The sequence below is a fragment of the Amycolatopsis sp. NPDC021455 genome, assembly GCF_040640995.1.
In the GTDB taxonomy this organism is placed as follows: Bacteria; Actinomycetota; Actinomycetes; order Mycobacteriales; family Pseudonocardiaceae; genus Amycolatopsis.
This window is the reverse complement of sequence record NZ_JBFACT010000004.1, coordinates 225,130-251,303: the sequence shown is the minus strand read 5'-3', so window position 1 is coordinate 251,303 and position 26,174 is coordinate 225,130. Positions and strand designations below refer to the sequence as shown.

Genomic DNA, 26,174 nt, shown 5'->3' with positions numbered 1-26,174 from the left:
GACAAAATCGGTTTCGTTCCCCGTCCGCGTCCGCCACTGTGGGGACGTGGACGGGGAACGGCTTTTCTGCGATACCGGCCTGGCCCGGCGCATCGAACACGCGGAAGCGCGGTTCGTCGCCGCCTGCTGCGACGCCGCCCGGATGCGGCTCGGGGACGAGGCCGGCTTCACGCGCCCGCTCGCCGACGGCATCGCGAGTTTCGCCGAGGAAGGCTCACCGTTCAACAAGGTCGCGGGCCTGGGCTTCGCCGGTCTGCCGGACGTCGCCGAGCTGGACGAGATCGAGGCGGCTTTCGCGGTCGTCGGTGCGCCGGTGCAGGTCGAGCTCTCGCAGCTCGCCGACCCGTCGATCGGCGCCTTCCTGACTGCTCGCGGCTACCGGCTGGAGTCCTACGAGAACGTGCTCGGGCGGCGGATCGGCGGCGGTGACTTCCCCGAAGGCGTCCGGGCCTGCCGGGATGACGAGCTGGAGAAGTGGCTGGTCGAGGTCGCCGAAGCGTCGGCCGTCGCGGACACCGGAGGCCTGCCCTCGCACGAGGACTTCCCCCGCGAGCTGCTCGTGAACGCCTTGCGGGACATGGCCGACGTCCGGCGGTACCTCGCGGTGCGGGACGGCGAGTTCGCCGGCGGCGCGAGTTTCCGCGTCACCGGCGGGATCGCCCAGTTCACCGGTGCCGCGACCGTGCCGGCCCACCGCCGCCGCGGGGTCCAGACGGCGTTGCTGCGGGCCCGGCTCGCCGCGGCGGCCGAAGCCCGGTGCGACATCGCCGTGGTCACCACGCAGCCGGGGTCGAAGTCCCAGCAGAACGCGCAACGGCAGGGGTTCGACCTGCTCTACGCCCGGGCGATCCTGGTGAAGGGCACCTCCGCGACGAGCTCTTCCGGCGCCGAGAGCCGCCAGGCCTCGTAGACGAGCTCGGCGAGCTCGTCGGCCTCGATCCGGTCGAGGTACACGACCACCCAGCCGAAACCGCCCGCGGTGAACTGCACCTCGAACACGTCCGGCCGTTCCGCGACCAGCGCCAGCTGTTCGGAGATCGTCTGCTTGAGGCCGACGGTCCGGGTCCGCGGCCAGAAGTAGCCGAACCGCTTGCCGCGCACGCTGAACGACGAGTAGTCGCGCGCCTCCGACCGCTGGACCTCCGCCAGCGCGCCGAGCACGCGTTCGAACTCGTTCACCCGCACAGTCACTCTTCGCTCCCCTGCCCTTCGGCGACCACCGTAGCGCGCCGGTACCGTCGGCGGACATGAGCGAGTCCGGAGACGACCGCGAGGTGGTGGTCAAGCGGGGCCACGCTCCCGGCGCGACGGCGGCCGAAGCGGCGGGCCTGCGCTGGCTGGCCGCGGCGGGCACAGTGCCGGTCCCTGCGGTGCGCGCGTTCGACCGGGACCGGCTGGTCATCGACCGCGTCCCGGCCGGGCGCCCGTCGGCCCCGGCGGCGGAACGCTTCGGCCGCGGGCTGGCCGGCTTGCACGCGGCGGGCGCCCCGGCGTTCGGCGCACCGCCACCGGACGGGCCGGCGGACGCCTGGATCGGCCGGGCCCCGATGGCCAACGTCCCGGCGGCCGACTGGGCGTCCTGGTACGCCTCCGACCGCGTGCTGCCCTACGTCCGGCTGGCGGTGGACGCGGGGACCTTCGGCCTCTCCGAAGCGGCGTTGTTCGAGCGGGCCTGCGGACGGATCCCGGCCTCGGCCGAGCCGCCGGCGCGGCTGCACGGCGACCTCTGGAACGGCAACGTCCTCTGGGACGGGCGCGAGGCGTGGCTGATCGATCCGGCCGCGCACGGCGGGCACCGCGAGACCGACCTGGCGATGCTCCACCTGTTCGGCTGCCCGCACCTCGACCGCGTCCTCGCCGCCTACGAAGGGGCGGCGCCCCTGGCGGACGGCTGGCGCGACCGGATCGGGCTGCACCAGCTGTTCCCGCTACTGGTACACACTGTCCTGTTCGGACAGTCCTACGCCGGACAGGCGCTCGCTGCGGCGCGCACGCTGCTCTAACAGTGCTCCAGCATCGTCTCGAGCGCCGTTTTCTCGGGGACGGTGATCGTCAGGCCGTAGTTGCGCTTCACGACGATCCAGTCGGTGGCGTAGGTGCACCAGTACGAAACGAGCGGCGGTTTCCACTGGTCGGGAGCCTTGTCGCTCTTCTGCTCGTTGAGGTTGTCGGTGACGGCCTTCAGCTGCGGGCGGACGAGGTCGTTCGCGAACTGCTCGCGCCGCTGCCGGGTCCAGCTCTTGGCGCCGCTGATCCAGGCCTGCCCCAGCGGCACGACGTGGTCGATGTCCACATCGGACGCCTTGTGCCAGGTCCGGCCGTCGTAGGGGCTGACCCAGGTGCCGGACTTCGGGGCGCACTGCGCGTCGGTCTTGACGTCCTTGCCGTCGCGCTTGAGGACCTGCTCGCGGGTGTCGCAGTTGGCGTCGACCTTGTCCCAGTGCGGGAACTCGTCCCGGGAGTAGCCGTCCATGGTGCCGCGCACGGCGATCTTGAGCGCCGCCAGCTCGGTCCGCGCTTCGGAAGGTGAGATCGGCGGGGCGGCGGCCGTCCCGGTGGGCTGGGCGCCGGTGGCCAGCTCGTCCGGCACCTTGCAGCCGGTGAGGGAGGCGCCCGCGAGGACGGCCAGCAGAACAAGCACTCGGGTGCGCGGCATCGTGAACCCCTTTCACATCTACCGGGAGGTGCCCAGCGGACGCCCCGGGGAAACGGTGCAGATGGCTCAGTTGACGCGAACCGAACGGGTCAGGAGCCGTGGAAGACCTGCGCGACGAAGACCGCGGCGATCACCCCGACGGTGACGAGCAGACCGAGGACGACGAGCAGCCCCCACGGCACCTGCCGGATCGGCCGCGGCCGCGGGAACACGGCGGAGACAGGTCCGGGCGCCGGCGGGACGGGCGGGCTCCAGGGGCCGGGCTCTTCGTCGGCAACGGGTGGCGGAGGTTCCGGGGGCACGGAGATCACGGCGGGGAGCTCCGGCAGCTTCGCGCGAGGCGGCAGCCGGGCCGGGAAGCCGTCGGCCAGAAGGGCCGCCCGCGGCGGGGCCAGGTGCGCGAGGGAGAGGGCGTAGCAGGCGTCGAGGACGTCGTCGGCCGACCAGACGGTCCGCCACCGGTTGTGCTGCCCGATGATCCGCCGCAGGCCACGCGGATCGGCGAGGACGACCGCGACGCCTGGGCCGGGCTCCGGCTCGCTTGTCCGCGTATCCGCGACCGACCGGTTCTCGACCACGTCCAGCGCCATCCCGCCCACCGACGGAGCCGCCGGCGGGACCACCGTGACCAGGCCCGTCACGTACCGGCCCCCTTCATGACCGGCGAGCGCACCCCGCGCCGCCGCCACCGCCTCCTCGGCCCGGCCCGCCGGGCCCGGCCACTCCGCCGGGCCCGGTTCGTGCGCCGCGATCACCACCACGCCGTAGCGGGTGAACACCAGCGCGTCCACCCATCGCGGTCCCAGGCGGCTCGGCAGGCTGATGCCCGCCAGCGCCAGGCCCGTCAGGTGGTCCGGGCCCGGTCCCCACGACCGCAACAGCTCCACGATGTGCTCGGCCGCCGCCGGGAGGTCCCGGGCGTCGCCGGTGCGCTGGAGTGCCACGAGCACGCCGACACCTCCCAGGACGAGACGGCACGCGCTGTCTCGACGGTAAGAGGCGGACCAGCCCTCACCCCAGCAGCCGAACGAGTGATCGAACACCACCGTGCGTAGCCGGAGCAGCGTCCACAGTGGACCTGCGAGGCTACGGCCGCGGCGTGTTGCGCAGGTTGGCGCGGGCCAGGTCGACCATCTTGCCGACGCCGCCGTTGAGCACCGTCTTCGTCGCGCCCAGGGCGAACCCACGCACCATTTCCCCCGTGATGCGCGGCGGGATCGACAGCGCGTTCGGGTCGGTCACCACCTCGACCACCGCCGGGCCAGGGTGGGCGAACGCCTTCTCCAGCGCCCCGCGCACGTCGTCCGGGTCCTCGACGCGCTCCGAAAAGACGCCGCAGGCGGCGGCGATCGCCGCGAAGTTCACCGGCGCGTGGTCCGTGCCGAAGTCCGGGAGGCCGTCGACCAGCATCTCCAGCTTCACCATCCCGAGGGTGGCGTTGTTGAACACCACCACCTTCACCGGGACGTCGTAGGCGGGCAGCGTCAGCAGGTCGCCCATCAGCATCGCGAGCCCGCCGTCGCCCGACAGCGACACCACCTGGCGGCCCGGCTGCGAAAGCTGCGCGCCGATCGCGTGGGGCAGCGCGTTCGCCATGCTGCCGTGCCGGAACGAGCCGAGCACGCGGCGGCGGCCGTTCGGGGTCAGGTAGCGCGCCGCCCAGACGTTGCCCATGCCGGTGTCGACCGTGAACACCGCGTCGTCCGCGGCGACCTCGTCGAGCACCGACGCGACGTACTCCGGGTGGATCGGCCGCCGGTGCTCGATCTTCGTCGTGTACGCGCCGACGACCTTTTCCAGCTTCCGCACGTGCTCCCGCAGCATCCGGTCGAGGAACCCGCACTCGGTGCGCGGGCGCAGCAGCGGCAGCAAGGCGCGCAACGTCTCCTTCACGTCCCCGTGCACCGCCAGGTCCAGCGGCGTGCGCCGGCCGAGGCGCGAGGCGTCGTGGTCGATCTGGATCGTCCGGGCCCGCGGGAGGAAGTTGTCGTACGGGAAGTCCGTGCCCAGCAACACGATCCGGTCGGCTTCGTGCATCGCGTCGTAGCAGGCGCCGTAGCCGAGCAGGCCGCTCATGCCGACGTCGAACGGGTTGTCGTACTGGATCCACTCCTTGCCGCCGAGCGAGTGCCCCACCGGCGCCGCGAGCTTCTCCGCCGCCGCCATGACCTCGTCGTGCGCGCCACGGACGCCCGCGCCGGCGAAGAGCATCACCTTCTCGCCCGAGTTCAGCAGGTCCGCCAGCTCCTGGGCGGTGTCCGGCGACGGCACCACGGGCGACGGCGTGACCAGCGGGAGCCGCTCGGTCAGCGGGCCCGTCGCCTTGCGGTCGGCGAGGTCGCCCGGGATGGTCAGCACCGCGACGCCGCCCTTGCCGACGGCGGCCTGCGTGGCGATCCGCAGCAGCCGCGGCAGCTGCGCCGGGTCGGCCACGACCTCGCTGAAGTGGCTGCACTCGGCGAAGAGCCGGTCCGGGTGGGTCTCCTGGAAGAAGCCGGTGCCGATCTGGTTCGACGGGATGTGCGACGCGATGGCCAGCACCGGCGCGCTGGAACGATTCGCGTCGAACAGGCCGTTGATCAGGTGCAGGTTGCCCGGTCCGCAGCTGCCCGCGCACACCGCGAGCTTACCGGTGACCTGCGCTTCGGCGGCCGCGGCGAAGGCGGCGGTCTCTTCGTGGCGCACGTGCACCCACTCGATGCCGTCGGTGCGGCGGACCGCGTCGACGATCGGGTTGAGGCTGTCGCCGACGATGCCGTAGATGCGCTCGACGCCCGCGTCCCGCAGGGTCCTGACCAGTTGTTCTGCCACGGTAGCCATACCTCCAGCGTGGCCTCGCCCCATCGATGCGTCCAATGCCTGATTGGCTGAAAACCCATACACTGGAGGCATGGACGTCCAGACGCTGCGGCTCTTCCGCGAGGTCGCCGGCGGCGCCACCGTCACGGAGACCGCCGCGCGCGGGCACCTCACGCAGCCCGCGCTGTCGCGGGCCCTGCGACGGCTCGAGCACGAGGCCGGCGCCGAGCTGTTCCGCCGGTCCGGGCGGGTGCTGCGGCTGACGCCGGCCGGGCACGCCTTCAAGCGGCACGTCGAGGGCGCGCTCGACCAGCTCGACCAGGGCCTGCGCGAAGTCGGCGAGATCGTCGCGCCGGGCGCCGGGGTCGTGCCGCTGGCCTTCCTGCACACGTTCGGCACCTGGCTGGTGCCCGACGTGCTGAGCGGGTTCCTGCGCGAGCACCCGGACACCCGCTTCGAACTGCGGCAGCACGGCGAAGCCGGGCTCGAGGCGGAACTGCTGGAGGGCACCGCGGACCTCGTCATCACCAGCGGCGACCCCGGACACCCCCAGCTGCACTGGTCCCGGCTGCTCGTCGAGCCGCTGCGGCTGGCCGTGCCGCCGCACCACCGGCTCGCCGCGCGCCGCCGGGTCCGCCTCGCCGACGTCGCCGGCGAAACCTTCATCCTCCTGCGGCCCGGGTACGCCCTGCGCGAGACGACCGAGCGGCTGTGCGCCGAGGTTGGGTTCGCGCCGCGCGTCGGGTTCGAAGGCGACGAGGTCGAGACGTTGCGCGGGCTCGTCACCGCCGGGCTCGGCGTGTCCGTGCTGCCGCTGCCGCACACGGCGGAGTTCCCGGCGCCGCACCTGGAACTGACCGATGTGGACGCTGCCCGCGACATCGGGCTCGCCTGGGCGGCCGGGCGGAACCTCCCGCCGCCCAGCGAAACCTTCCGGCGGCACGTCCTCGACACCGTGCCCGCCCGATTCGACCGTCCACATGGGACGATGTGAGAATTCCCTTACCACCAGGCATCATCACCGCCGGTGTGCGAGGGTGGGGGTATGGCCGCGCTGAGATCCTTCCTGCTGTCCTGGACCTCCGTCACCCCCGTGCTCGGCGTGCTGGTCCTGACGCTCGCCTGGGGCCGCGACCTCGGCCCGGTCTTCGTGGCCCTCGTCGCCGTCGCACTGGGCGCGACCGTGCTCGCCGCGGTGCACCACGCCGAGGTCGTCGCGCACCGCGTCGGGGAACCGTTCGGGTCGCTCGTGCTGGCGGTCGCGGTCACCGTCATCGAGGTCGCGCTGATCGTCACGATGATGGTTTCCGGCGGCCCGGAAACCGGCTCGCTGGCGCGGGACACCGTGTTCGCGGCGGTGATGATCACGACGAACGGGATCGTCGGCATCTCGCTGCTCGTCGGCGCGCGGCGGTACGGCTCGACGCTGTTCAACCCGGAGGGCAGCGGGGCCGCGCTGGCCACGGTCGCGACCCTGGCCTCGCTGAGCCTCGTGCTGCCGACGTTCACCTCCAGCACGCCCGGGCCGGCGTTCTCCCCGACGCAGCTGACGTTCGCCGCGCTCGCTTCGCTGGCGCTGTACGGGACGTTCGTGCTGACCCAGACGGTCCGCCACCGCGACTTCTTCCTCCCAGTGGCCGCCGACGGCGCGGTCAAGGAGGACGACCACGCCGACCCGCCGTCGAACCGGGCGGCCCTGGGCAGCCTGGTGCTCCTGCTCGTGGCGCTGGTCGCGGTCGTCGGGCTGGCGAAGGTGGAGTCGCCGGCGATCGAGGCGGCCGTGCGTGCGGTGGGGTTCCCGCAGTCGTTCGTCGGCGTGGTGATCGCGCTGCTGGTGCTGCTGCCGGAGACCTTGGCGGCGGTGCGCGCGGCCCAGCGCGACCGGATGCAGATCAGCCTCAACCTGGCCTACGGCTCGGCGATCGCGAGCATCGGCCTGACGATCCCGGCCATCGCGCTGGCGTCGGTGTGGCTGCCGGGACGATTGCTGCTCGGCCTCGGCTCGACGCAGATCGTGCTGCTGGCCCTGACGGTGGTGGTGAGCGTCCTGACGGTCGTCCCAGGCCGGGCGACCCGCCTCCAGGGCGGCGTACACCTGGTCCTGCTGGCGGGTTTCCTGGTCCTGGCGGTCAACCCCTGACGGAGTTCGGGCCGAACCGCCGAGACCACCGTGTCGTCCCTCCAATCACGAGTGATGCCCGCTCAATCACGAGTGATGTCCCTCTGATCACGGCTGATGCCCGTTTCGTCACAACGGCCGAGCGGGCGGAAAGGGGCATCACCAGTGATTGAAGAGGCATCACGCGTGATTGGAGGGTCATCACGCGTGATTGGGAGGTCGACACGGGTCAGGAGGTCGTGACTTCGATGCCGACCACGCAGGTGTCGTCGTCGGTGTCGGCCGTGCTGTACGTGAGCAGCGTGTCCAGCTGGTGCTCCAGGCCGCCGTCGTGGCCGTCGACCAGGGTGACCAGGCGGGAGACCGAGTCCTGGACCGGGCGGTCGCGGCGCTCGATCAGGCCGTCGGTGTAGATCAGCAGGATGTCGCCCTCGTCGAGCTGCAACTCCTCCTCCTGGTAGACGACGTCGCGGACCGCGCCGAGCAGGGAACCGCGGATCAGCGGCAACGTCGTCGCCTCGCCGCTGCGGTGCCGGACGATCGGCGGCAGGTGGCCCGCCCGCGCCCAGCGCAGCTTCCGGTGCGCCGGGTCGTAGACGGCCGTGACGGCGGTCGCCGTGACGTGGTCGGTCAGGTGGTAGGCCACCAGGTTCAGCCAGGTCAGCAGCTGCGCGGGCCCAGCGCCGGTCGCCGCGAGGCCGCGCAGCGCGTTGCGGAGGCTCACCATCCCGGTCGCCGCGTCGATGCCGTGCCCGGCAACGTCGCCGACGCACAGCAGCACCTCGCCGGTCGGCAGCGCGACCGCGTCGTACCAGTCGCCGCCGACCAGGTGCTCCTTCTCCGCGGGCCGGTAGCGGACCGCGGCACGCAGGCCCGGCATGTCGATCGGCCCCTTGGCCGGCGGCATGATCGCGTGCTGCAGCTGCAGCGCGAGCCGGTTGCGCTCCATCGCCTGCTGCTCGGTTTCGGCCAGCCTGTCCCGCGTCGCGGCCAGCGCCACCTCGGTCCAGTGCTGCGAAGACACGTCCTGGTAGGCGCCGCGGACCGCGACCAGCTCGCCGCGGGCGTCGACGACCGGCTCGGCGACCACCCGGATGTGCCGGGCGACGCCGTCGGAGCGCTGCAGCCGGAAGGCCGTCGACGACGGCCGCTTGTGGTGCAGCACCGCGCGCAGGAACCGGCCGATCGCCGGCGCGTCGTCGGAGTGCGCGTGCCCGGCCAGTTCGTGCAGGGACAGCGGCGCGGCGTTCGGCGGCAGGCCGTACAGCGCGAACAGCTCGGTGTTCCAGGTGATCGCGCCGGTGACGACGTTCTCTTCGAAGCCGCCGATGCGGCCGAGCCGCTGGGCGTGCTGCAGCAGCACCGCCAGCTTCGCCGCGTCGTCCTGGATCCGAAGGATCATCAGCACGTTGCCGGCGAACCGCGTGATGCTGATGTCCGTGAGCACGGTCAGCGGCACCTGGTCGACGAGCGTGGTGACCGCCATGCTGTCGGCGCGGAACGGCTCGCCGGTGGCGTAGACGCGGTGGATCTTGTCGAGCAGGCCGCTCTTCTCGGCCGCGAGCGGGTACGTCTCCAGCAGCCGGGTGCCGACGATCCGGCTGCGCGGCCGGCCGCCCGGGTCGGCGAACCGGACGTTGGCGTGGTGGATGCGGAAGTCGCTGAGCCGGCCGCCGTCGAGGCACGGCGAGAGCAGCACGGCCGGGTCGTGCAGGCCGTCGACGAAGTCCACCAGCTCCCCGAGGAAGTCGCCCGAGCCGTCGGCGGCGACCGGGGCGACCACGCCGTCCCAGGTGTCGAGGGTGTGCGCGCACAGCTCGGCCAGCGCTTCCAGCTGCCGCCGCTGCCGCCCGGGTTCGGCGGGCAGCGGCTCCGGCCAGCACATCTCGACGACGCCGATGATCCGGCCACCGGTCCCGGTCGGCACCGCGACGCGCCCGCCTCCGGCCAGCGTGTGCTGCCCGACCGACGGCAGCCCCGCGCCGGCCAGGGTCGGCAGCCAGACCGTGTCACGCTCGATCAGCGCGCTGCGGGCGGGCGTCGCGACGCCGGGCGGGACGTAGCGCCAGCGGCCCGCTTCCTCCGGCGAAAACCCGGCGGAGCCGGCCAGGGTGAGCGATCCGTCGGGGCCGGCGAGCCACACCGCGACGGCGGTGGCACCGAGCGGCCGCAGCGCGTGCTCCAAAATGGACTCCGCGACGCGCTGGGTGTCCCCCGCCGCGAGCACGCCGCTTTCGGCCGTGCGCAAGCGGACCGCGACGGAGTCTTCGCCTTCGGCGCGGGCCAGGAACTCCTGGGCCACCTCGCTGATGCGGTCCTCGGCGGCCTCGCCGACGATCTCCGCCGCGAACTCCAGCGGCGTCATCCCCGCGCGTCCGGCGAGGGTCTCCAGCTGCTTCGCCGCGTCCGGCGGCGTGCAGCGCAGGCGTTCCATCAACACGCCCTTGGCCAGCTCGATCAGCGCCCGGCCGTCGGCGACGGCGTGCGCGTGGTCGACCTCGCCGCGCAGGCGGGCGACGGTGTCGGCGAGCCGGGCGAGGTTGGCGGACACCTCGGCCGGCGGGGCGAGCACGGGAACGCCCTGGTCTTCGGCAGGCAACTGCCCGTCCCCGATCACGCCGTCACGTGCCGCTTGATGCGGGCGATCAGGTCGTCCGCGTCGACGGGTTTCGTCACGTAGTCGGTCGCGCCCGACGCGAGGCTCTTCTCGCGGTCGCCCGGCATGGCCTTCGCCGTCACCGCCACGATCGGGATGCCCGCGTGCTCGGGCATCGCGCGGATCTTCGCGGTGGCGGTGTAGCCGTCCATCTCCGGCATCATCACGTCCATCAGGATCAGGTCGATGCCGGGGTGCTCCGCGACCGTCTCGACGCCCTTACGGCCGTCCTCCGCGTGCAGCACCTGCATCCCGTGCAGTTCCAGGATGCCGGTGAGCGCGTAGACGTTGCGCGGGTCGTCGTCGACGATCAGCACCGTGCGCCCGGCCAGCGTCGTGTCGACGTCGGCCGCGCGCACCGGCGCGGCCGGCTCGTCCGGTCTGACCAGCGGGAGCACCGCGCCGGGTTTCTCGGCCGAGAGGTGCAGCGCGATCCGCTCGCGCAGCTCGTCCAGCCCGGACAGCACTTCCAGCGACTGGACGTCGGCGCGGGACTGCACCAGCTGCTCCAGTTCGCCGTCGATGCGGCGGCTGTTGTGCGCGAGCACCGGCACCAGCCGCAGCGCGCTGTCGCCCTGCATCGCGTCGAGGAAGGTGAACGCGGCCCGGTCCGGCAGGTCGAGGTCCAGCACCACGCAGTGGTAGGCGTCGGTGGCGAGCGCGGCCGCGGCTTCCTGCGTACCGACCGCGGTCACCACCTCGACGTCGGCGGGCGAGATGCCGATGTCCCGGCTGTCGGACAGATCCGCGGCGGCGCTCTCGGCGACGAGCGTCAGCAGCCCGTGCTGGCGTTCCTCCACGACCAGCAGCCGCCGGTAGGCGCGCGGCGCGGACGTCGCGACGCCCGGGCCGACGTCGCCGATGACGACGGCGGTGCCCGGGTGCTCCCCCGCCGGGGCGCCGGCGAAGTCCGGCCGGGCGACCGGCAGCGTGAAGGTGAACGTGCTGCCCTCGCCGGGGGTGCTCTCCGCGGTGATCACGCCGCCGAGCAGCTGCGCGATCTCGCGGCTGATCGACAGGCCGAGCCCGGTGCCGCCGTACTTGCGGCTCGTGGTGCCGTCGGCCTGCTGGAACGCGCCGAAGATCGACTCCAGCTGGTGCTCGGCGATCCCGATCCCGGTGTCGGTGACGCGGAACGCGACGGCGGGCCCGTGCGCGCGCAGCGGCCGGGGCAGCGACTCGGGGTCCACCGGCTCGATGTGCAGCTCGATGCCGCCGACCTCGGTGAACTTGACCGCGTTGGACAGCAGGTTGCGCAGCACCTGCCGCAGCCGCGAGTCGTCGGTGAGCAGCTCCGGCGGCGAGCCGGGGGCGACGGTGATCCGGAAGTCCAGGTTGCGCTGCGACGTCATCGGCCGGAACGTCGCTTCGACGTAGTCCAGCAGGCCCCGCAGCGACACCTGCTCCGGGGTGACGTCCATCTTCCCGGCCTCGACCTTCGACAGGTCCAGGATGTCGTTGATCAGCTGCAGCAGGTCCGAGCCCGCGGAGTGGATGATGCCGGCGTACTCGACCTGCTTCGCGGTGAGGTTGCGGGTCGGGTTCTGCGCGAGCAGCTGGGCCAGGATCAGCAGGCTGTTGAGCGGGGTGCGCAGCTCGTGGCTCATGTTGGCCAGGAACTCCGACTTGTACTTCGACGCGAGCGTCAGCTGCTGGGCACGGGCCTCGAGTTCCTGGCGGGCCTGCTCGATCTCCAGGTTCTTCGTCTCGATGTCGCGGTTCTGCGTGACCAGCAGCGCGGCCTTTTCTTCCAGCTCGGCGTTCGACGACTGGAGTTCCTCTTGCCGCGCCTGCAGTTCCTCCGAACGGGCCTGCAACTCCGCGGTCAGCCGCTGCGACTCCCCCAGCAGCTCGTCGGTGCGGGCGTTGGCGACGATGCTGTTGACGTTGACGCCGATCTGCTCCATCAGCAGTTCGAGGAACGCCCGGTGCACGTCGGTGAAGCCGTGCACCGACGCCAGTTCGAGCACGCCGAGCACCTGGTCCTCCACCACGATCGGCAGCACGATCAGGCTGGCGGGCGCGGTGCTGCCGAGGCCCGAGGAGATGGTCGCGTAGCCGGGCGGCACGTCGTCGACGGCGATCGGGCGGCGGCTGCGCGCGGCCTGCCCGACCAGCGACTGGCCCACGCGGAACCGCACCGCCGGGCCGTCGCCGTCGTCCGGGTGGCCGTACGCGCCGACCAGCCGCAGCTCCGGCACCTCGGCGGTGTCGTCGGCCAGGTAGAACGCGCCGTACTGGGCGTTGACCAGCGGCACGAGCTCGTCCATCACCGCGGCCGCGACGACGGCGAGGTCGCGGCGGCCCTGCATCAGGCCGGTGATGGTGGCCAGGTTCGACTTGAGCCAGTCCTGCTCCTGGTTCGCCCGCGTGGTTTCGCGCAGCGACTCGACCATCGAGTTGATGTTGTCCTTGAGTTCGGCGACCTCGCCGGAGGCGTCGACGGTGATCGAGCGGGTCAGGTCGCCTTCGGCGACCGCGCTGGTCACCTCGGCGATCGCGCGGACCTGCCGGGTGAGGTTCCCGGCCAGCTCGTTGACGTTCTCCGTCAGCCGCTTCCAGGTGCCCGACACGCCTTCGACCTCGGCCTGCCCGCCGAGGCGGCCCTCGCTGCCGACCTCGCGCGCCACGCGCGTGACCTCCGCGGCGAACGCCGAGAGCTGGTCGACCATCGTGTTGATCGTCGTCTTCAGCTCGAGGATCTCGCCGCGGGCGTCGACGTCGATCTTGCGGGTCAGGTCGCCCTGCGCGACGGCGGTGGTCACCTGGGCGATGTTCCGGACCTGCCCGGTGAGGTTGTTCGCCATCGAGTTGACGTTGTCGGTGAGGTCCTTCCAGGTGCCGGCCACGTTCGGCACGCGCGCCTGGCCGCCGAGCATGCCTTCGGTGCCGACTTCGCGCGCCACGCGGGTGACCTCGTCGGCGAACGCGGACAGCGTGTCGACCATCGTGTTGATGACGTCGGCCAGCGCCGCGACCTCGCCCTTGGCCTCGACGGTGATCTTGCGGGACAGGTCGCCGCGCGCGACCGCCGTCGCGACCTGCGCGATCGAACGCACCTGGCCGGTCAGGTTGGACGCCATGACGTTGACGTTGTCGGTGAGGTTCTTCCAGGTCCCGGACACGCCGCGGACGGTCGCCTGGCCGCCGAGGTTGCCCTCGGTGCCGACCTCGCGCGCCACCCGGGTGACCTCGTCCGCGAACGCGGACAGCTGGTCCACCATCGTGTTGATGGTGTCCTTGAGCTCCAGGATTTCGCCGCGGGCGTCGACCCGGATCTTCTGCGACAGGTCACCGCGGGCGACCGCGGTCGTGACCTGGGCGATCGAACGGACCTGCGCGGTGAGGTTGTCGGCCATGACGTTGACCGACTCGGTGAGGTCCTTCCAGGTGCCCGAGACGCCCTTGACGTCGGCCTGACCGCCCAGCCGCCCCTCGGTACCCACCTCGCGCGCCACCCGGGTGACCTCGTCCGCGAACGCGGACAGCTGATCCACCATCGTGTTCAGCGTGTCCTTGAGCTCCAGGACCTCGCCGCGGGCGGTCACGTTGATCTTCTGGGACAGGTCGCCCTTCGCGACGGCGGTGGCGACCTGCGCGATGTTGCGGACCTGGTCGGTCAGGTTGCCCGCCATGAAGTTCACCGAGTCGGTGAGGTCGCGCCAGGTGCCCGAGACGCCCTTGACGTCGGCCTGACCACCGAGCCGTCCTTCGGTGCCGACTTCTCGCGCGACGCGGGTGACCTCGTCCGCGAACGACGACAGCTGGTCCACCATCGTGTTGATCGTGTTCTTGAGTTCGAGGATCTCGCCGCGGGCGTCGACGGTGATCTTCTGCGACAGGTCGCCCTTCGCCACCGCCGTCGTCACCTGCGCGATGTTGCGGACCTGGTCGGTCAGGTTGCCCGCCATGAAGTTCACGGAATCGGTGAGATCACGCCAGACCCCGCCGACGCCGGGCACCTGGGCCTGCCCGCCGAGGCGGCCCTCGCTGCCCACCTCGCGCGCCACCCGGGTGACCTCGTCCGCGAACGACGACAGCTGGTCCACCATCGTGTTGACGGTATCCTTCAGCTCGAGGATCTCACCGCGGGCGTCGACGTCGATCTTCTGCGACAGGTCGCCCTTCGCGACCGCGGTCGCCACCTGGGCGATGTCACGCACCTGGGTCGTGAGGTTGCCGGCCATGGCGTTCACCGAGTCGGTGAGGTCCTTCCACGTGCCGGACACCCCGGGGACCTTCGCCTGCCCGCCCAGCTGGCCCTCGCTGCCGACCTCCCGCGCGACGCGGGTCACCTCGGAGGTGAACAGCGAGAGCTGGTCGGCCATGCCGTTGAACACCGTGGCGATCTCGCCGAGCAGACCGTCGGCCCCGCCCGGGAGGCGGATGCCGAAGTCGCCGTCGCGGACGGCGGTCAGCCCGGCCAGCAGCCGGCGCAGCTCCTGCTCTCCCGCCTCGCCCACGCCCGAAGCGTCCGCACCCGCACCCGGGCGCGTCCCTTCGACCATTGCCCCACCCATCCGCCACCCGTTTCTCCGTTTGTCCGGCGCGCGGCGCCGCCGGCGTGGGCACACCGGATGGCTCAGCATAGTGCAACTGCACTATGCTGAGCGGCAACGGTTGAGCAACCAGCCGCGCCCGTGACCACGCGCGCTCCCCAGGTGGTGCTCGAAAGCCTTTCCTTCCCCCGCAGGCCATCCGGCCCCATTGACCCGTTCGGCTGAACGTCGCCGGCGGGTCCGTCCGCGTGCGCTCCGCCGCGCCCGATTGTCCACTGTGGACGCTCTATTGTGGAATGCCGGATATGGTGCGCATCACAGCCAATCCTTGCGTTTGAACAACGCGTACAACCCCACCGAAAGCACGAGAACGGCGACCGTCGAGGCCCAGAACCCGCTCGGCGCGCCGTTGCCCGGGTACGGCACGTTCTGGCCGTAGAACCCGGTCACCGCGGTGGGCACCGCGATCACCGCCGCCCAGCCGGTCACCTTCTTCATGATCAGGTTCAGCCGGTTGCCCTGCAGGTTCAGCTGGGTCTCCCGGACTCCCGCGATCAGCTCCCGCAGCGCCTCGGTCTGCTCCGCGGCCTGCCGGGCGTGGTCGTGGACGTCCTCGAAGTACGGGCGGGTGAGCTCGTCGGCCAGCCGCAGGTCGGGGCGCATCAGCGAGCTGATCACCTCGCGCATCGGCAGCACCACCCGGCGCAGCGCGGTCAGGCTCTTGCGCAGCCGGAACGAGCGGCGCTGCAGCACCGAGGAGTCGGGCCGGTCTTCGAAGACGAGGTCCTCCAAGGCTTCGACCTCGTCGTCGAGTGCCTGCACCGCCTCGAAGTGGCCGTCGACGACGTAGTCGAGCAGGCCGTGCACCAGGAAGGACACACCGGACTTCGCCAGTTCGGCCGCCTGGTCCCACCGGCGCACGACCGCGTCGATGTCGAAGCCGTCGTTCTTGCGCACGGTGACGAGCGCCTGCGGCGTGACGAAGGCGGCGAGCTCGTAGGTGGCGACGCGGCCGGTCGCCTCGTCGAACCGGACGGCGTAGGAGGTCAGGAAGGCGTGGCCGGCGTAGCGGTCGAGCTTGGGCCGCTGGTGCTCCTGGACGGCGTCTTCCACGGCGAGCCGGTGCAGGCCCAGCTCGCCGGCGAGTTCGGCCAGGTCGGCTTCGGACGGGGCACACAGGTCGACCCACACCGTGGTGTCCCGCTCGGCCAGGAAGTCCGAGACGTCCGCGAGCGGGAAGTCTTCCTTCTGCAGCACGCCTTCGCGGTACACCCGGGTTCTGGTCATCCCCACCGGTTACCCGCGGCGGCGGGAGTTCACACGGGCTCGCTCATCCGTCCTGTTCGGACGGTCGTTCGGGTGCCAGCCAGCGGGAAAACCACTCCCGCGCGCGCCGCAGGACGTCGATCTGGTGGCCGCGTTCGCGGAACGAATGGCCCTCTCGCGGGTACACGACGTACTCGTGCTCCAGGCCCCGGTCGCGCAGGACGTGGTGCAGCAGGTCCGCTTGGGAGAGCGGGACGTTGATGTCGTCCTCGCCGTGCAGGATCAGGACCGGGGTGCGGATGCGGTGGGCGTGGGTGATCGGGCTGGTGCTGCCGTCCGGTCCGCCCAGCGCGGTGTCGAACCGCGTTTGCTCGCCGGTCGCCGCGAGAACGCGCCAATCGATGACACCCGCGAAGACGAGTGCCGCGGCGAAGCGGTCCGTCTGCGAGACCGCCCAGGCCGCCATGAACCCGCCGTGACTCCCGCCGCCGATGCCGAGCCGCCGCGGGTCGGCGACGCCGTCGCCGACGAGCCGGTCGATTCCGGCGATGATGTCGGTGAACTCCGCACCGCCGACGGCCCCGGCGACGCTCACCGCGAAGGCGTGCCCGCGGCCCCAGCCGCCGCGCGGGTTCGGCAGGAACACCGCGAAGCCCGCCGTCGCGAGCCACTGGCCCGAGGGGTACCAGTTCAGCTGGAACCGGTCGGCGTAGCGGTCGTCCGGGCCCCCGTGGACGAGGGTGACCAGGGGGAACGGTCCGTCGTCGCGGGTCTTGCCGGGTGGGAGGAGCAGGAGCCCGTCGAGCTCCAGGCCGTCCTCGGCGCGGTAGGACAGGCGTTCCTGGGTGCCAAAGCGGATCCCGGAGAGCGGCGGCTCGGCCAGGCGGGTGAACGGGCCCGCCGGTGGTCCGGCGCGGACGAAGTGGGGCTCGGTCGCGGTGCTCGCGACGGCGGCGATCCGCCCGCCGCCTGCGGAGAGGGACTGCAGCGTCCCCTGGGCGCGGGTCAGCTCCGTGAAGGTTCTCGTGACGGGCTCGAGCCGCCGGACCGTGGTGTCGAGGCCTTCGGCGAACGACGCCAGCGGCGGCCCGCCGTCCGTCGTGACCAGCTGGGCCGGGCAGATGCCCATCCCGGCGGTGAGATTGCGGTGCTCGGCTCCTTCGCCGGCTTCGAAGACGGCCCGGCCACCGATCAGCCCGGGCGGGGTGAGGCCGAGGTAGGCCAGGTGCCAGCCGGTTTCGTCGTGCCACCAGGTGAGCGAGAAGGCTTCGAGCGCGGGGGTGCCGAGGGCGCGCAGCGCGCCGGTGGCGGGATCGACGAGGTGGAGGCCGGGTTCGAACAGCCCGGGTTCCCGGTCGGCGACGGACCAGGTGAGCACGGCGAGCGCGCCCCCGTCCGGACGCGCGGCGACCTCGACGACGTGCCGCTCGCCGAAGTCCCCGAGCGCGCGGACAGCACGGGTCCGCGGGTCGAGCAGCCACAGCCGATCGGGCTGCTCGATGGTGTCCCAGCTGCGACGTGAACCGTCCGCGGCGACAACGCGCACGCGGGGGTCGGCCGGCCGGTGATCTTGGTCCGGCGCGACGAACACGACCAAGCCCCGATCGCGCTCCGCATCCGGATCCGGCAGCCGGACATGCGCGTGGACTCCCGCGGCCCAGTCCGTCAGCTGTTCCGGATCGCCGCCGTTCAAACCCACCCGGTACAGCTGAGCCGTACCCCGCTCGGCGCGATCGGACAAGAACAAGACCGAGCCGGAGTCCGGCGCCCACCCGGGCTCGTGGTCTTCCGCGTCCGAGGGCGCGAGTTCCCGCGGTGGTGCGCCGCCGTCGGCGGGAGCCAGCCACAGGCCGCTCACCGGGTGCTTTCCCGCCCGGCCGACCGGGCCGTTCACGTACGCGACCCACCTGCCGTCCGGAGAAACCCGCGGTGTCCGCGGCACGTTCCGATCGACCGCGGCTTCCGCCGTCAGTTCCGCCACCCCAGGCCCCCGTCCACGACTCCAGGGGGCGACCCTATCGGCGAACGGCCTCCGGGAGCAGGGCCAGCAGCTGCTCGTGATCGCCGGCCTCGCGAAGGATCGGGGCTTCCAGCTCACCCGCGTCGGGGTCGTCCGCCCGCACCGCAGCCAGGAACCGCACCACCGCACGGGGGTCGGGGAACACGTCGCCACCGAGGTAGGCCAAGACCGTTGCGCCGGTCGCGTCCTCGATCGCCGCCGCCCAGCCGTGGACCTCGTCCCAGACCAGCGCCAGGTCGTGCTCGGGGAACCGGGTCAGCCGCCAGTCGAGGGCGATGTAGGCGGCGGCGGGCGTTCCGACGTCCAGCGTGCAGGATTCCAGTCCCACCCCCACGGCCCGGGCCACCGCCCCCACGTACCCGCGCAACCGCCGCTCGAACGAGAACTCCGTGTCGCGCCCGAAGTCGATCAGAATGCTCAACGCCGCCTCGCTTTCCCGTCCCGCCGCGGGATCCCCGCGGTCCGGAACGCGGATACCCCGACCTCGCGCTGCTCAATCCCGACGAACCGGGCAGCAGATGTCGTCTATCCGGCGACATCTCACTTGTCATCGTTTCGATGACATGTTAGAACCGGGGTATCCGAAGAGAAAGGCGAGACACCCCCGTGACCGCATCGATCGAACTTCCGACCGGTTACCAGCACCCCGCCGTCCCCGCGCTGCTCGGCTACCTCCGCGACGTCACCGCCGGGCTGGGGATCGGCCTCGAGTCGTGCACCGTCGACCACGACCGCCCGGTTTCGGCCTACGTCGCCCTCGACACCCGGCTGCCGCACTACCCGGACCGCGACGTCGCCCTGCTCTGGGACGAGGAACGCGGCTGGTCCGCGGCGATCGAGACGCACTCCGGCGAGGACCTCATCGTCCTGCGTTACCTCGGCGGCACCATCGCCCCGCCACCGCGCCGGGTCGCGCGGTTCGTCGGCGCCCTGCACGAAGACGACCACACCGTCGGCCACCCCGATCCCGTCACGCTCCGGACCGCCGGTGACGCCGACGAACTCGCCGCGCTGCTGCGCCGGCCGGTCGTGGCCCGATGACGGCGGCGCTGCCCCTGCCGGAGAGCTTCGCGCTGACGTTGCGCGGCTACGACCGGGAGCAGGTCGACGAGCGGATCGACGAGCTCCTCGCCGAGATCCGCCTGCTGACGGCCGACCGCGACGCGGCCGTCGCCGAAGCGGAAAACCTGACCCGGCAGCTCGAACTCGCCCGCTCCGGCAACGCCGCGCTGCGTGTCCGCCTCGACCGGATGTGCCGCACGCCGGCCGATCCGGCCGCCGTGAGCGACCGGGTCCGGCACCTCCTCGAACTGGCGCACGCCGAGGCGGACGGGATCGTCGCGACGGCCCGGGACCGCGCCGCGGCGATCGTCCGGGAAGCCGAAGAGACCGCGGACCGCCGTGACGCCGACGCCCGCGCGCGGGCCTACCGGATCGTCGACGACGCCCGGCGCCGGGCCGACCGCCTGGCGGCCATCGAGCGCCGCACCGCCGACCGGCTCCGGCGGATCGACGCCTTCCTGGCCGACGCCGAGACGCTCCTCGCCGAGCAGCCGGCACTTTCCCGTGAAAGTGCCGACGCTTCAGCGGCCGGCGGCGCGGACCAGGGCCCGCTGCGCGCGGTCGCCTGACCCCGGAGGGGCGGGAATGATCACCGTGACAGCACAGTGCGCCCGCCCACCCGGTGAGGCAGGATCAGGGGCGTGACCATTGATCAGGCGGGGGTGCCCGAAGCCCGTCCGGGCCCGGCGTTCCCCGAGCACGAAGCCCGCGTCGACGCCCTGAGACGGCAGCTCACCGCGATCGGCGGCGAAGCGACCGTCCGGCTGGCGAAACGGACGTCGAACCTCTTCCGCTCCCGCGCCGCCGCGAAGCACCCGGGCCTCGACGTCTCCGGGTTCAGCCACGTCCTGCGCGTCGACCCGGACAGCCGCACCGCCGACGTCGAGGGGATGGTCACCTACGAACAGCTCGTCGACGCCACCCTGCCGCACGGCCTGATGCCGCTGGTCGTGCCTCAGCTGAAGACCATCACCCTCGGCGGCGCGGTGACCGGGCTCGGCATTGAGTCCTCGTCGTTCCGCAACGGCATGCCGCACGAGTCGGTGCTGGAGCTCGAGGTGCTGACCGGCGACGGCCGGATCGTCGTCGCCACGCCGGACAACGAGCACCGCGCCCTGTTCCACGGCTTCCCCAACTCCTACGGCACCCTCGGCTACGCGCTGCGGCTGAAGATCCTCCTGGAGCCGGTCAAGCCGTTCGTGCAGCTCCGGCACGTCCGGCACCACGACCGGGTGAAGTACTTCGAAGCCCTGCGCGAGATCTGCGCGACGAGCGAACACGAGGGCGAGCACGTCGATTTCGTCGACGGCACCGTCTTCGGGCCGGACGAGCTGTACCTGACGCTGGCCACGTTCACCGACACTTCACCCGCGACGAGCGACTACACCTGGCTGGACATCTACTACCGTTCCATCCAGCGCCGCGAAACCGACCACCTCACCGTCCGCGACTACCTCTGGCGCTGGGACACCGACTGGTTCTGGTGCTCGCGCGCGTTCGGCGTCCAGCACCGCCTGCCCCGGCTGCTGCTCGGCCGCCGGTTCCTGCGGTCCTCGGTGTACTGGAAGGCCGTCGCGCTCGACCGGCGGTTCCGGATCGCCGAGCGGCTGCTGAAACTCCGGCGCCTGCCGCCGGAAGAGACGATCGTGCAGGACATCGAGGTCCCGGTCGGCCGTGCGGCGGAGTTCCTCGACTTCTTCGAACGGGAGATCCCGATCAGCCCGGTCTGGATCTGCCCGCTGCGGCAGCGGCCCGGCGGCGTCCGCTGGCCACTGTACGAATTGGACCCCGAAGAGCTGTATGTCAACTTCGGGTTCTGGTCGGCCGTGCCCCTGGACCCCGGTGAGCGCGACGGCGTCCACAACCGGATGATCGAAGCCGAAGTGACCCGCCTCGGCGGGCACAAATCCCTCTACTCGGACAGCTTCTACACCGAGGACGAGTTCTGGCGGCTCTACAACGGCGACGCCTACCAGGAGCTCAAGCGGGCCTACGACCCGGGAAAGCGCCTCCTCGGCCTCTACGAGAAATGCGTCCGCCGCCGGTGAAAGGAACGAACGTGACCCAGGAGAACATCACCGTCGGCGCCGTGTTCGAGCGGCTGCTCGGCCCCCGCGCCGAGGTCTCGATCACCGCCTACGACGGCAGCAGCAGCGGCCCGGCCGACGCGCCGGTGGCCATCGAGGTGCGTTCGCCGCTGGCGCTGGACTACCTGATGTCCTCGCCCGGCGACCTCGGCCTCGCCCGCGCGTACGTCGCGGGTGCGCTCGAGGTCACCGGCGACCTCTACACGGCGCTGCGTGCCCTGTCCACCCAGGTCGACCAGCTGACCCCGGCCGACCGGCTGTGGCTGCTGCGCAAGCTCGGCCCGCGCCACCTGCGGCTGGTCAAGCCGCCGGCCGAGGAGCACCCGAGCCGGTTCCGGCGCGGGATGACCGCGCTGCGGCACTCCAAGGCGCGGGACAGCGAGGCCATCGCCAGCCACTACGACGTGTCCAACCGGTTCTACGAGCTGGTCCTCGGCCCGTCCATGGCCTACACGTGCGCGGTGTTCCCGCACGAGGGCGCCTCGCTGGAGGAGGCGCAGGCGCACAAGTTCGACCTGGTCTGCAAGAAGCTCGGCCTCAAGCCCGGCATGAAGCTGCTCGACGTCGGCTGCGGCTGGGGCGGCATGGTCGCGCACGCCGTCCGGCACTACGGCGTCGAGGCCATCGGCGTCACTCTTTCGCGTGAACAAGCTCAGTGGGCGCAGAAGAACATCGTCGCGCTGGGGATCGCCGACCGCGCCGAAATCCGGCACCAGGACTACCGGGACGTCCCCGAAACCGGCTTCGACGCGATCTCGTCGATCGGCCTGACCGAGCACATCGGCGCGCGCAACGTCCCCGGCTACTTCCGGTTCCTGGCCGGCAAGCTCAAGGCGCACGGACGCCTGCTCAACCACTGCATCACCAACCCGGACACCAGCGTCGCGCACCGCTCGCGCGGGTTCATCGACCGCTACGTCTTCCCGGACGGCGAGCTGGAAGCGCCCGGCGAACTGATGACGGCCATGCACGACGCCGGGCTGGAGGTACGGCACTCGGAGAACTTCCGCGAGCACTACGCGAAGACGCTGGCCGGGTGGTGTGCCAACCTCGACGAGCACTGGGACGAGGCGGTCGCCGAGGCCGGCGCGGGGCGCAGCCGGGTGTGGGCGCTCTACCTCGCGGCCTGCCGGCTCGCCTTCGAACGGCGCGAGATCGAACTGCACCACATCCTCGGCGTCCGGACCGACAGCGAAGGCGGGATGGGCATGCCGCTGCGACCCGATTGGGGAGTTTGACCACCGGGGGTGGCCACTGCGGACCCGCAATGGAAGGATGGTCGTGAGACCGGGCGTCCGAACGGGACGCCCAGGCTCACTACAAAGAGTAGGTATTGGTATGGCTCAGGGCAGTGTCAAGTGGTTCAACGGCGAAAAGGGCTTCGGCTTCATCGCGCAGGACGGCGGGGGTCCGGACGTGTTCGTCCACTACTCCGAGATCCAGGGCAGCGGCTTCAAGTCGCTCGACGAGGGTCAGCGCGTGGAGTTCGAAATCGGCCAGGGCCAGAAGGGCCCGCAGGCCCAGCGCGTGAGCGTCATCTGAGCCACGAGGCACCCGAAGGCCCTCGCCCCCACCGGGGCGGGGGCCTTCCTCGTTCTCGGCCACACTGCGGATTCACAACGGTCAGGTAACGTAGGACGGGTACGAGGGCGTTCCCCGTGCGCCGGCGTCCGGCCGGCCTCGCCTTCGCACCGTGGCCTCGAGGCCGATCGCCGGCAGGAGCGGCGACCCGCCCGGCCACCCCCAGACCGCTGACCGCCGGGTGTTCCCCGCCCCGGCCTCCCGCGCATCCGCGCGGCGCCGATTTCGAAACGAGTAGTGCATGACCGCTTCCGTGAAGGCTGCCCGTCCCGCCCCGAAACCCGTGCTCTCCGGCAAGCAGACGATCCCCGAGCTGATCACCATCCGCGTCTTCCTGCTCGTGCCGTTCGTCGCGCTCGCCGTCGCCGTCCCCGTGTTCTGGGGCTGGGGCATCGGCTGGCTCGACCTCACGATCGGCGGCGCGTTCTTCGTGGTGTCGACGCTCGGGGTGACCGTCGGTTACCACCGCTACTTCACCCACGGCTCGTTCCGCGCGAAGCGGGCGCTGCGCATCGCGCTCGCCATCGCCGGCGGCCTCGCCGCCCAGGGCCCGGTGATCGGCTGGGTCGCCGACCACCGCCGTCACCACGCCTTCTCCGACCGCGACGGCGACCCGCACTCGCCGTGGCTGTTCGGCACCTCGCCGCTGGCGCTGGCCCGCGGCTTCTGGCACGCGCACATGGGCTGGCTCTTCGGCCGCGACAAGACCAACGTCGACCGGTTCGCCCCCGACCTGGCCGCCGACCGCGACCTGCGCGTCGTCGACCGGCTCTTCCCGCTGTGGGTGGTCGTGAGCCTGCTGCTCCCGCCGCTGCTCGGCGGGCTGATCACCCTTTCGTGGTGGGGCGCGCTGACCGCGTTCCTGTGGGCCGGTCTGGCCCGGATCTCCTTCCAGCACCACGTGACGTGGTCGGTGAACTCGATCTGCCACATGATCGGCGAGCGCCCGTTCACCAGCCGGGACCGCTCGGCGAACTTCTGGCCGCTGGCCATCCTGTCGATGGGCGAGTCCTGGCACAACACCCACCACGCGGACCCGACGTCGGCCCGCCACGGCGTGCTGCGCGGCCAGCTCGACGTCTCCGCCCGGGTCATCTGGGTCTTCGAGAAGCTGGGCTGGGCGTGGAACGTGCGCTGGCCGACGGCGAAGCGGCTGGCCGCGCTCGCCCGCTGATGTCCGTGAAGGCCTCCTTCCCGGCTCTTATGGCCGGGAAGGAGGCCTTCACGGACATCGCGCAGGTCAGGGGTTGAGCCGGTAGTAGGCCGGCTTGGGGTGCAGGTTCTCGTCGAAGAGGCAGGCCGCGCCTTCGCCGGGGAACACGTCCGGCACCCACGAATGCCGGTCCGTGAAGCCCCACGTCGTGAACTCGACGCAGCGGGACACCGCGTGGCAGCCGTCCCAGAGCTGGCCGAAGTAGCTCGCCTGGGTGGCGAGCTTCGCCGCGTCGGGCGGCAGCGGAATCCGGACGTCCGCCTCCGTGACCGCCGTTTCCACGCCGATCCTGGCGAAGCGCGCCAGGTTCTCGCGGTACTGCCCCGGGAAGCCGTACTGGATCGACAGGTGTCCCTGGATGCCGACGCCGTCGATCGGCACGCCCTGCCGCCGCAGCGTCTTCACCAGGTCGTACACCGCGTCGCTCTTCGGGTTGATCCCTTCGATGTTGTAGTCGTTGATGTACAGCTTCGCCCGCGGGTCGGCCGCGTGCGCCCAGCGGAAGACGTCGGCGACGAAGCCGTCGCCGAGCTTCTGCCGGAACACCGTGTCACGCCGGGTGCCGTCCTCGTTGAAGATCTCGTTGACGACGTCCCAGGCCCGGATCTTCCCCTTGTACCGCTTCACTTCGGTGGTGATGTGGTCGCGCAGGACGCTCCGCAGCTCGTCGGCGGGCAGCGCGGCCACCCAGTCCGGCAGCTGGGAGTGCCAGACGAGCGTGTGGCCGCGGACCGTCTTGTGGGTCCGCTGGGCGTACTGGACGATCGCGTCCGCACCCGACCAGTCGTACTGGCCCCGGACGGCTTCGACCGTGCCCCACTTCATCTCGTTCTCGGGGGTCACGTTGTCGAATTCCCGGGTGAGCACGGCCCGGTAATCGCTTTCCGAAGCCAGGTAGGTCGCGGCCACCGCACTGCCGACGTAACGGTTGGTAGTGTATTTCAGCGGCACCGACGCCGAAGCCGCCGGTGCCTGCCACACGGCAATACCCAAAGTGACGGCAACCGCCATCAGAGCACGTTTCTTCGGAATTCTTCCGAGCATCTTCACCCTCCGCAGGACAATGGGGAATCGAAAGTTTCGAGCGTTTCAAATCAGGTTTCGATGTTCTAGAATCTCCTTCATGACAACGAGGTCTGACAATCTCGAACCGACCGCGTCCCGGGTGACCATCGCCCGGATCGCCGCCGAGACCGGCGTTTCCGTGCCGACCGTGTCGAAAGTGTTGAACGGCCGCCCCGACGTCGCCGAAACCACCCGCGCCCGCGTCGAGGCGGTCATCGGGAAATACGGCTACCGGCGCCGGGCCGACGAACGTTCCCGCCGTTCTCGCCTGCTGGAACTGATGTTCCACGAACTCGAAAGCACGTGGGCGCTGGAAATCATCCGCGGGGTCGAGTGCGTCGCCCGGGAAAACGGAATGGCGGTCGTCCTCGCGGAATCGTCGGGGCGGCACACGCCCGGCCAGACCTGGCTGGAAAGCGTCCTCGCCCGGCGTCCGGTCGGCATCGTTTCGGTGTGTTCGGACTTCACCGGCGGGCAGCTGGCGAAGCTGCGGGCCCGGGACATCCCCCTGGTCGTCGTCGACCCGGCGGGCGCGCCCGGGCCGGAGACGCCCTCGATCGGGGCGACGAACTGGCAGGGCGGCCTGACCGCCACCCGGCACCTCGTGGAGCTGGGCCACCGGCGGATCGCGATGATCGGCGGGCCGGAAGGGGTGTTGTGCAGCCGGGCCCGGATCGACGGCTACCGCACGGCGCTGGAGACGGCCGGGCTGGCGTTCGACCCGGCACTGGTGCGCCGGGGCGACTTCCACGTCCGGTCCGGCTACCGGGAGCTGGCCTCACTGCTCACCCTCCCCGACCGCCCGACGGCGGTGTTCGCCGGCAGCGACCTGCAGGCACTCGGCGTGTACGAGGCCGCGCGCGACGCGGGTCTGCGCATCCCGGACGACCTTTCGGTGGTGGGTTTCGACGACCTGCCGATAGCCCGCTGGCTGACCCCGGAGCTGACCACGATCCGCCAGCCCCTGCAGGAGATGGCGGCCGCCGGCGCGCGGCTGGCGATCTCGCTGGCCCGCGGCGTGGACCCGGAGAGCCACCGGCTGGAGCTGGCGACCAGCCTGGTGATCAGGCACAGCACCGCGGCCCCGGCCCACCTGGGTTACCGGGCGCTGACGGGCTGAGCGAGGTGGTCCGGCGGCTCTATCCTGGCCG

Annotated in this window: 21 protein-coding genes; 11 read left to right on the top strand and 10 right to left on the bottom strand. The window is 71.6% G+C overall.

What is annotated here, in order from left to right; genetic code table 11:
- Positions 1-46 precede the first annotated feature (46 nt).
- Complete coding sequence (locus tag AB0G28_RS08535; RefSeq protein WP_361084779.1) at positions 47-910, top strand: GNAT family N-acetyltransferase; 864 nt, start codon at positions 47-49, stop codon at positions 908-910.
- Here AB0G28_RS08535 and AB0G28_RS08530 read toward each other — a convergent pair.
- On the bottom strand, positions 835-1,191 hold the full coding sequence (locus AB0G28_RS08530; protein WP_361084776.1) for an MmcQ/YjbR family DNA-binding protein: 357 nt from the start codon (positions 1,189-1,191) through the stop codon (positions 835-837). The genes AB0G28_RS08535 and AB0G28_RS08530 overlap by 76 nt on opposite strands.
- 56 nt (positions 1,192-1,247) lie before the next feature.
- Between AB0G28_RS08530 and AB0G28_RS08525 the strand changes: the two genes are divergently transcribed.
- Entirely contained in the window at positions 1,248-2,003 is a 756-nt protein-coding gene (locus tag AB0G28_RS08525; protein WP_361084773.1) for a fructosamine kinase family protein, read from the top strand.
- On the opposite strand, the gene AB0G28_RS08520 is transcribed toward AB0G28_RS08525, so the two are convergent.
- The 3 genes from AB0G28_RS08520 to AB0G28_RS08510 form a co-directional block, all read right to left on the bottom strand.
- Positions 2,000-2,656, bottom strand: coding sequence for an HNH endonuclease family protein (locus AB0G28_RS08520; RefSeq protein ID WP_361084771.1), 657 nt, complete (start codon positions 2,654-2,656; stop codon positions 2,000-2,002). The genes AB0G28_RS08525 and AB0G28_RS08520 overlap by 4 nt on opposite strands.
- A gap of 89 nt (positions 2,657-2,745) precedes the next feature.
- The gene (locus AB0G28_RS08515) at positions 2,746-3,606 is read right to left on the bottom strand and encodes a hypothetical protein (protein ID WP_361084768.1); all 861 of its coding nucleotides are present in this window, start codon (positions 3,604-3,606) and stop codon (positions 2,746-2,748) included.
- Between the two features lie 136 nt (positions 3,607-3,742).
- Positions 3,743-5,476 (bottom strand): pyruvate dehydrogenase, encoded by a 1,734-nt coding sequence (locus AB0G28_RS08510; RefSeq protein WP_361084765.1) that lies wholly within the window; start codon positions 5,474-5,476, stop codon positions 3,743-3,745.
- 70 nt (positions 5,477-5,546) lie between these two features.
- Here AB0G28_RS08510 and AB0G28_RS08505 point away from each other — a divergent pair, with 70 nt between their 5' ends.
- Both AB0G28_RS08505 and AB0G28_RS08500 read left to right on the top strand, forming a co-directional pair.
- Positions 5,547-6,449 carry a LysR family transcriptional regulator gene (locus AB0G28_RS08505; RefSeq protein WP_361084762.1) on the top strand — a complete coding sequence of 301 codons (903 nt, stop codon included), beginning with the start codon at positions 5,547-5,549 and terminating at the stop codon, positions 6,447-6,449.
- Between the two features lie 51 nt (positions 6,450-6,500).
- Positions 6,501-7,595, top strand: a complete 1,095-nt coding sequence (locus AB0G28_RS08500; protein ID WP_361084759.1) for an ionic transporter y4hA — start codon at positions 6,501-6,503, stop codon at positions 7,593-7,595.
- 208 nt (positions 7,596-7,803) lie between these two features.
- Here AB0G28_RS08500 and AB0G28_RS08495 read toward each other — a convergent pair whose 3' ends face one another.
- From AB0G28_RS08495 to AB0G28_RS08475, 5 genes are all read right to left on the bottom strand, one after another.
- A complete protein-coding gene (locus AB0G28_RS08495) occupies positions 7,804-10,173 on the bottom strand; it encodes a SpoIIE family protein phosphatase (RefSeq protein WP_361084756.1) in 2,370 nt (789 codons plus the stop codon).
- Between the two features lie 14 nt (positions 10,174-10,187).
- On the bottom strand, positions 10,188-14,738 hold the full coding sequence (locus AB0G28_RS08490) for a HAMP domain-containing protein (protein ID WP_361084754.1): 4,551 nt from the start codon (positions 14,736-14,738) through the stop codon (positions 10,188-10,190).
- A gap of 306 nt (positions 14,739-15,044) precedes the next feature.
- Positions 15,045-16,016 (bottom strand): magnesium transporter CorA family protein, encoded by a 972-nt coding sequence (locus AB0G28_RS08485; protein WP_361084751.1) that lies wholly within the window; start codon positions 16,014-16,016, stop codon positions 15,045-15,047.
- A gap of 43 nt (positions 16,017-16,059) precedes the next feature.
- Complete coding sequence (locus AB0G28_RS08480; RefSeq protein ID WP_361084748.1) at positions 16,060-17,976, bottom strand: prolyl oligopeptidase family serine peptidase; 1,917 nt, start codon at positions 17,974-17,976, stop codon at positions 16,060-16,062.
- A gap of 34 nt (positions 17,977-18,010) precedes the next feature.
- The gene (locus AB0G28_RS08475; protein WP_361084745.1) at positions 18,011-18,436 is read right to left on the bottom strand and encodes a DUF6292 family protein; all 426 of its coding nucleotides are present in this window, start codon (positions 18,434-18,436) and stop codon (positions 18,011-18,013) included.
- Positions 18,437-18,621: 185 nt separating this feature from the next.
- Between AB0G28_RS08475 and AB0G28_RS08470 the strand changes: the two genes are divergently transcribed.
- The 6 genes from AB0G28_RS08470 to AB0G28_RS08445 all read left to right on the top strand — a co-directional run bounded on the left by AB0G28_RS08470 (position 18,622) and on the right by AB0G28_RS08445 (position 23,919).
- Positions 18,622-19,056, top strand: coding sequence for a DUF6292 family protein (locus tag AB0G28_RS08470; protein ID WP_361084742.1), 435 nt, complete (start codon positions 18,622-18,624; stop codon positions 19,054-19,056).
- Positions 19,053-19,646: a hypothetical protein gene (locus tag AB0G28_RS08465; RefSeq protein ID WP_361084739.1), complete on the top strand. Its 594-nt coding sequence runs from the start codon at positions 19,053-19,055 to the stop codon at positions 19,644-19,646. Before AB0G28_RS08470 ends, AB0G28_RS08465 begins: the two co-directional genes overlap by 4 nt.
- A gap of 72 nt (positions 19,647-19,718) precedes the next feature.
- A complete protein-coding gene (locus tag AB0G28_RS08460) occupies positions 19,719-21,125 on the top strand; it encodes an FAD-binding oxidoreductase (RefSeq protein WP_361084736.1) in 1,407 nt (468 codons plus the stop codon).
- An 11-nt stretch (positions 21,126-21,136) separates the two neighbouring features.
- On the top strand, positions 21,137-22,402 hold the full coding sequence (locus tag AB0G28_RS08455) for a class I SAM-dependent methyltransferase (RefSeq protein WP_361084733.1): 1,266 nt from the start codon (positions 21,137-21,139) through the stop codon (positions 22,400-22,402).
- Positions 22,403-22,502: 100 nt separating this feature from the next.
- Complete coding sequence (locus tag AB0G28_RS08450) at positions 22,503-22,706, top strand: cold-shock protein (protein WP_004558414.1); 204 nt, start codon at positions 22,503-22,505, stop codon at positions 22,704-22,706.
- 280 nt (positions 22,707-22,986) lie between these two features.
- A complete protein-coding gene (locus AB0G28_RS08445; protein WP_361084730.1) occupies positions 22,987-23,919 on the top strand; it encodes an acyl-CoA desaturase in 933 nt (310 codons plus the stop codon).
- Positions 23,920-23,985: 66 nt separating this feature from the next.
- Here AB0G28_RS08445 and AB0G28_RS08440 read toward each other — a convergent pair whose 3' ends face one another.
- On the bottom strand, positions 23,986-24,969 hold the full coding sequence (locus AB0G28_RS08440; protein WP_361084727.1) for an endo-1,4-beta-xylanase: 984 nt from the start codon (positions 24,967-24,969) through the stop codon (positions 23,986-23,988).
- Positions 24,970-25,081: 112 nt separating this feature from the next.
- On the opposite strand from AB0G28_RS08440, the gene AB0G28_RS08435 reads away from it, so the two are divergent.
- Positions 25,082-26,143, top strand: coding sequence for a LacI family DNA-binding transcriptional regulator (locus tag AB0G28_RS08435; RefSeq protein ID WP_361084724.1), 1,062 nt, complete (start codon positions 25,082-25,084; stop codon positions 26,141-26,143).
- Positions 26,144-26,174 lie beyond the last annotated feature (31 nt).

Coding starts and splice junctions, on each gene's coding strand:
- AB0G28_RS08525 (WP_361084773.1), top strand. CDS start 1,248: ATGAGCGAGTCCGGAGACGACCGCGAGGTGGTGGTCAAGCGGGGCCAC.
- AB0G28_RS08520 (WP_361084771.1), bottom strand. CDS start 2,656: ATGCCGCGCACCCGAGTGCTTGTTCTGCTGGCCGTCCTCGCGGGCGCC.
- AB0G28_RS08510 (WP_361084765.1), bottom strand. CDS start 5,476: ATGGCTACCGTGGCAGAACAACTGGTCAGGACCCTGCGGGACGCGGGC.
- AB0G28_RS08505 (WP_361084762.1), top strand. CDS start 5,547: ATGGACGTCCAGACGCTGCGGCTCTTCCGCGAGGTCGCCGGCGGCGCC.
- AB0G28_RS08500 (WP_361084759.1), top strand. CDS start 6,501: ATGGCCGCGCTGAGATCCTTCCTGCTGTCCTGGACCTCCGTCACCCCC.
- AB0G28_RS08490 (WP_361084754.1), bottom strand. CDS start 14,738: ATGGTCGAAGGGACGCGCCCGGGTGCGGGTGCGGACGCTTCGGGCGTG.
- AB0G28_RS08485 (WP_361084751.1), bottom strand. CDS start 16,016: ATGACCAGAACCCGGGTGTACCGCGAAGGCGTGCTGCAGAAGGAAGAC.
- AB0G28_RS08465 (WP_361084739.1), top strand. CDS start 19,053: ATGACGGCGGCGCTGCCCCTGCCGGAGAGCTTCGCGCTGACGTTGCGC.
- AB0G28_RS08450 (WP_004558414.1), top strand. CDS start 22,503: ATGGCTCAGGGCAGTGTCAAGTGGTTCAACGGCGAAAAGGGCTTCGGC.
- AB0G28_RS08445 (WP_361084730.1), top strand. CDS start 22,987: ATGACCGCTTCCGTGAAGGCTGCCCGTCCCGCCCCGAAACCCGTGCTC.
- AB0G28_RS08440 (WP_361084727.1), bottom strand. CDS start 24,969: ATGGCGGTTGCCGTCACTTTGGGTATTGCCGTGTGGCAGGCACCGGCG.
- AB0G28_RS08435 (WP_361084724.1), top strand. CDS start 25,082: ATGACAACGAGGTCTGACAATCTCGAACCGACCGCGTCCCGGGTGACC.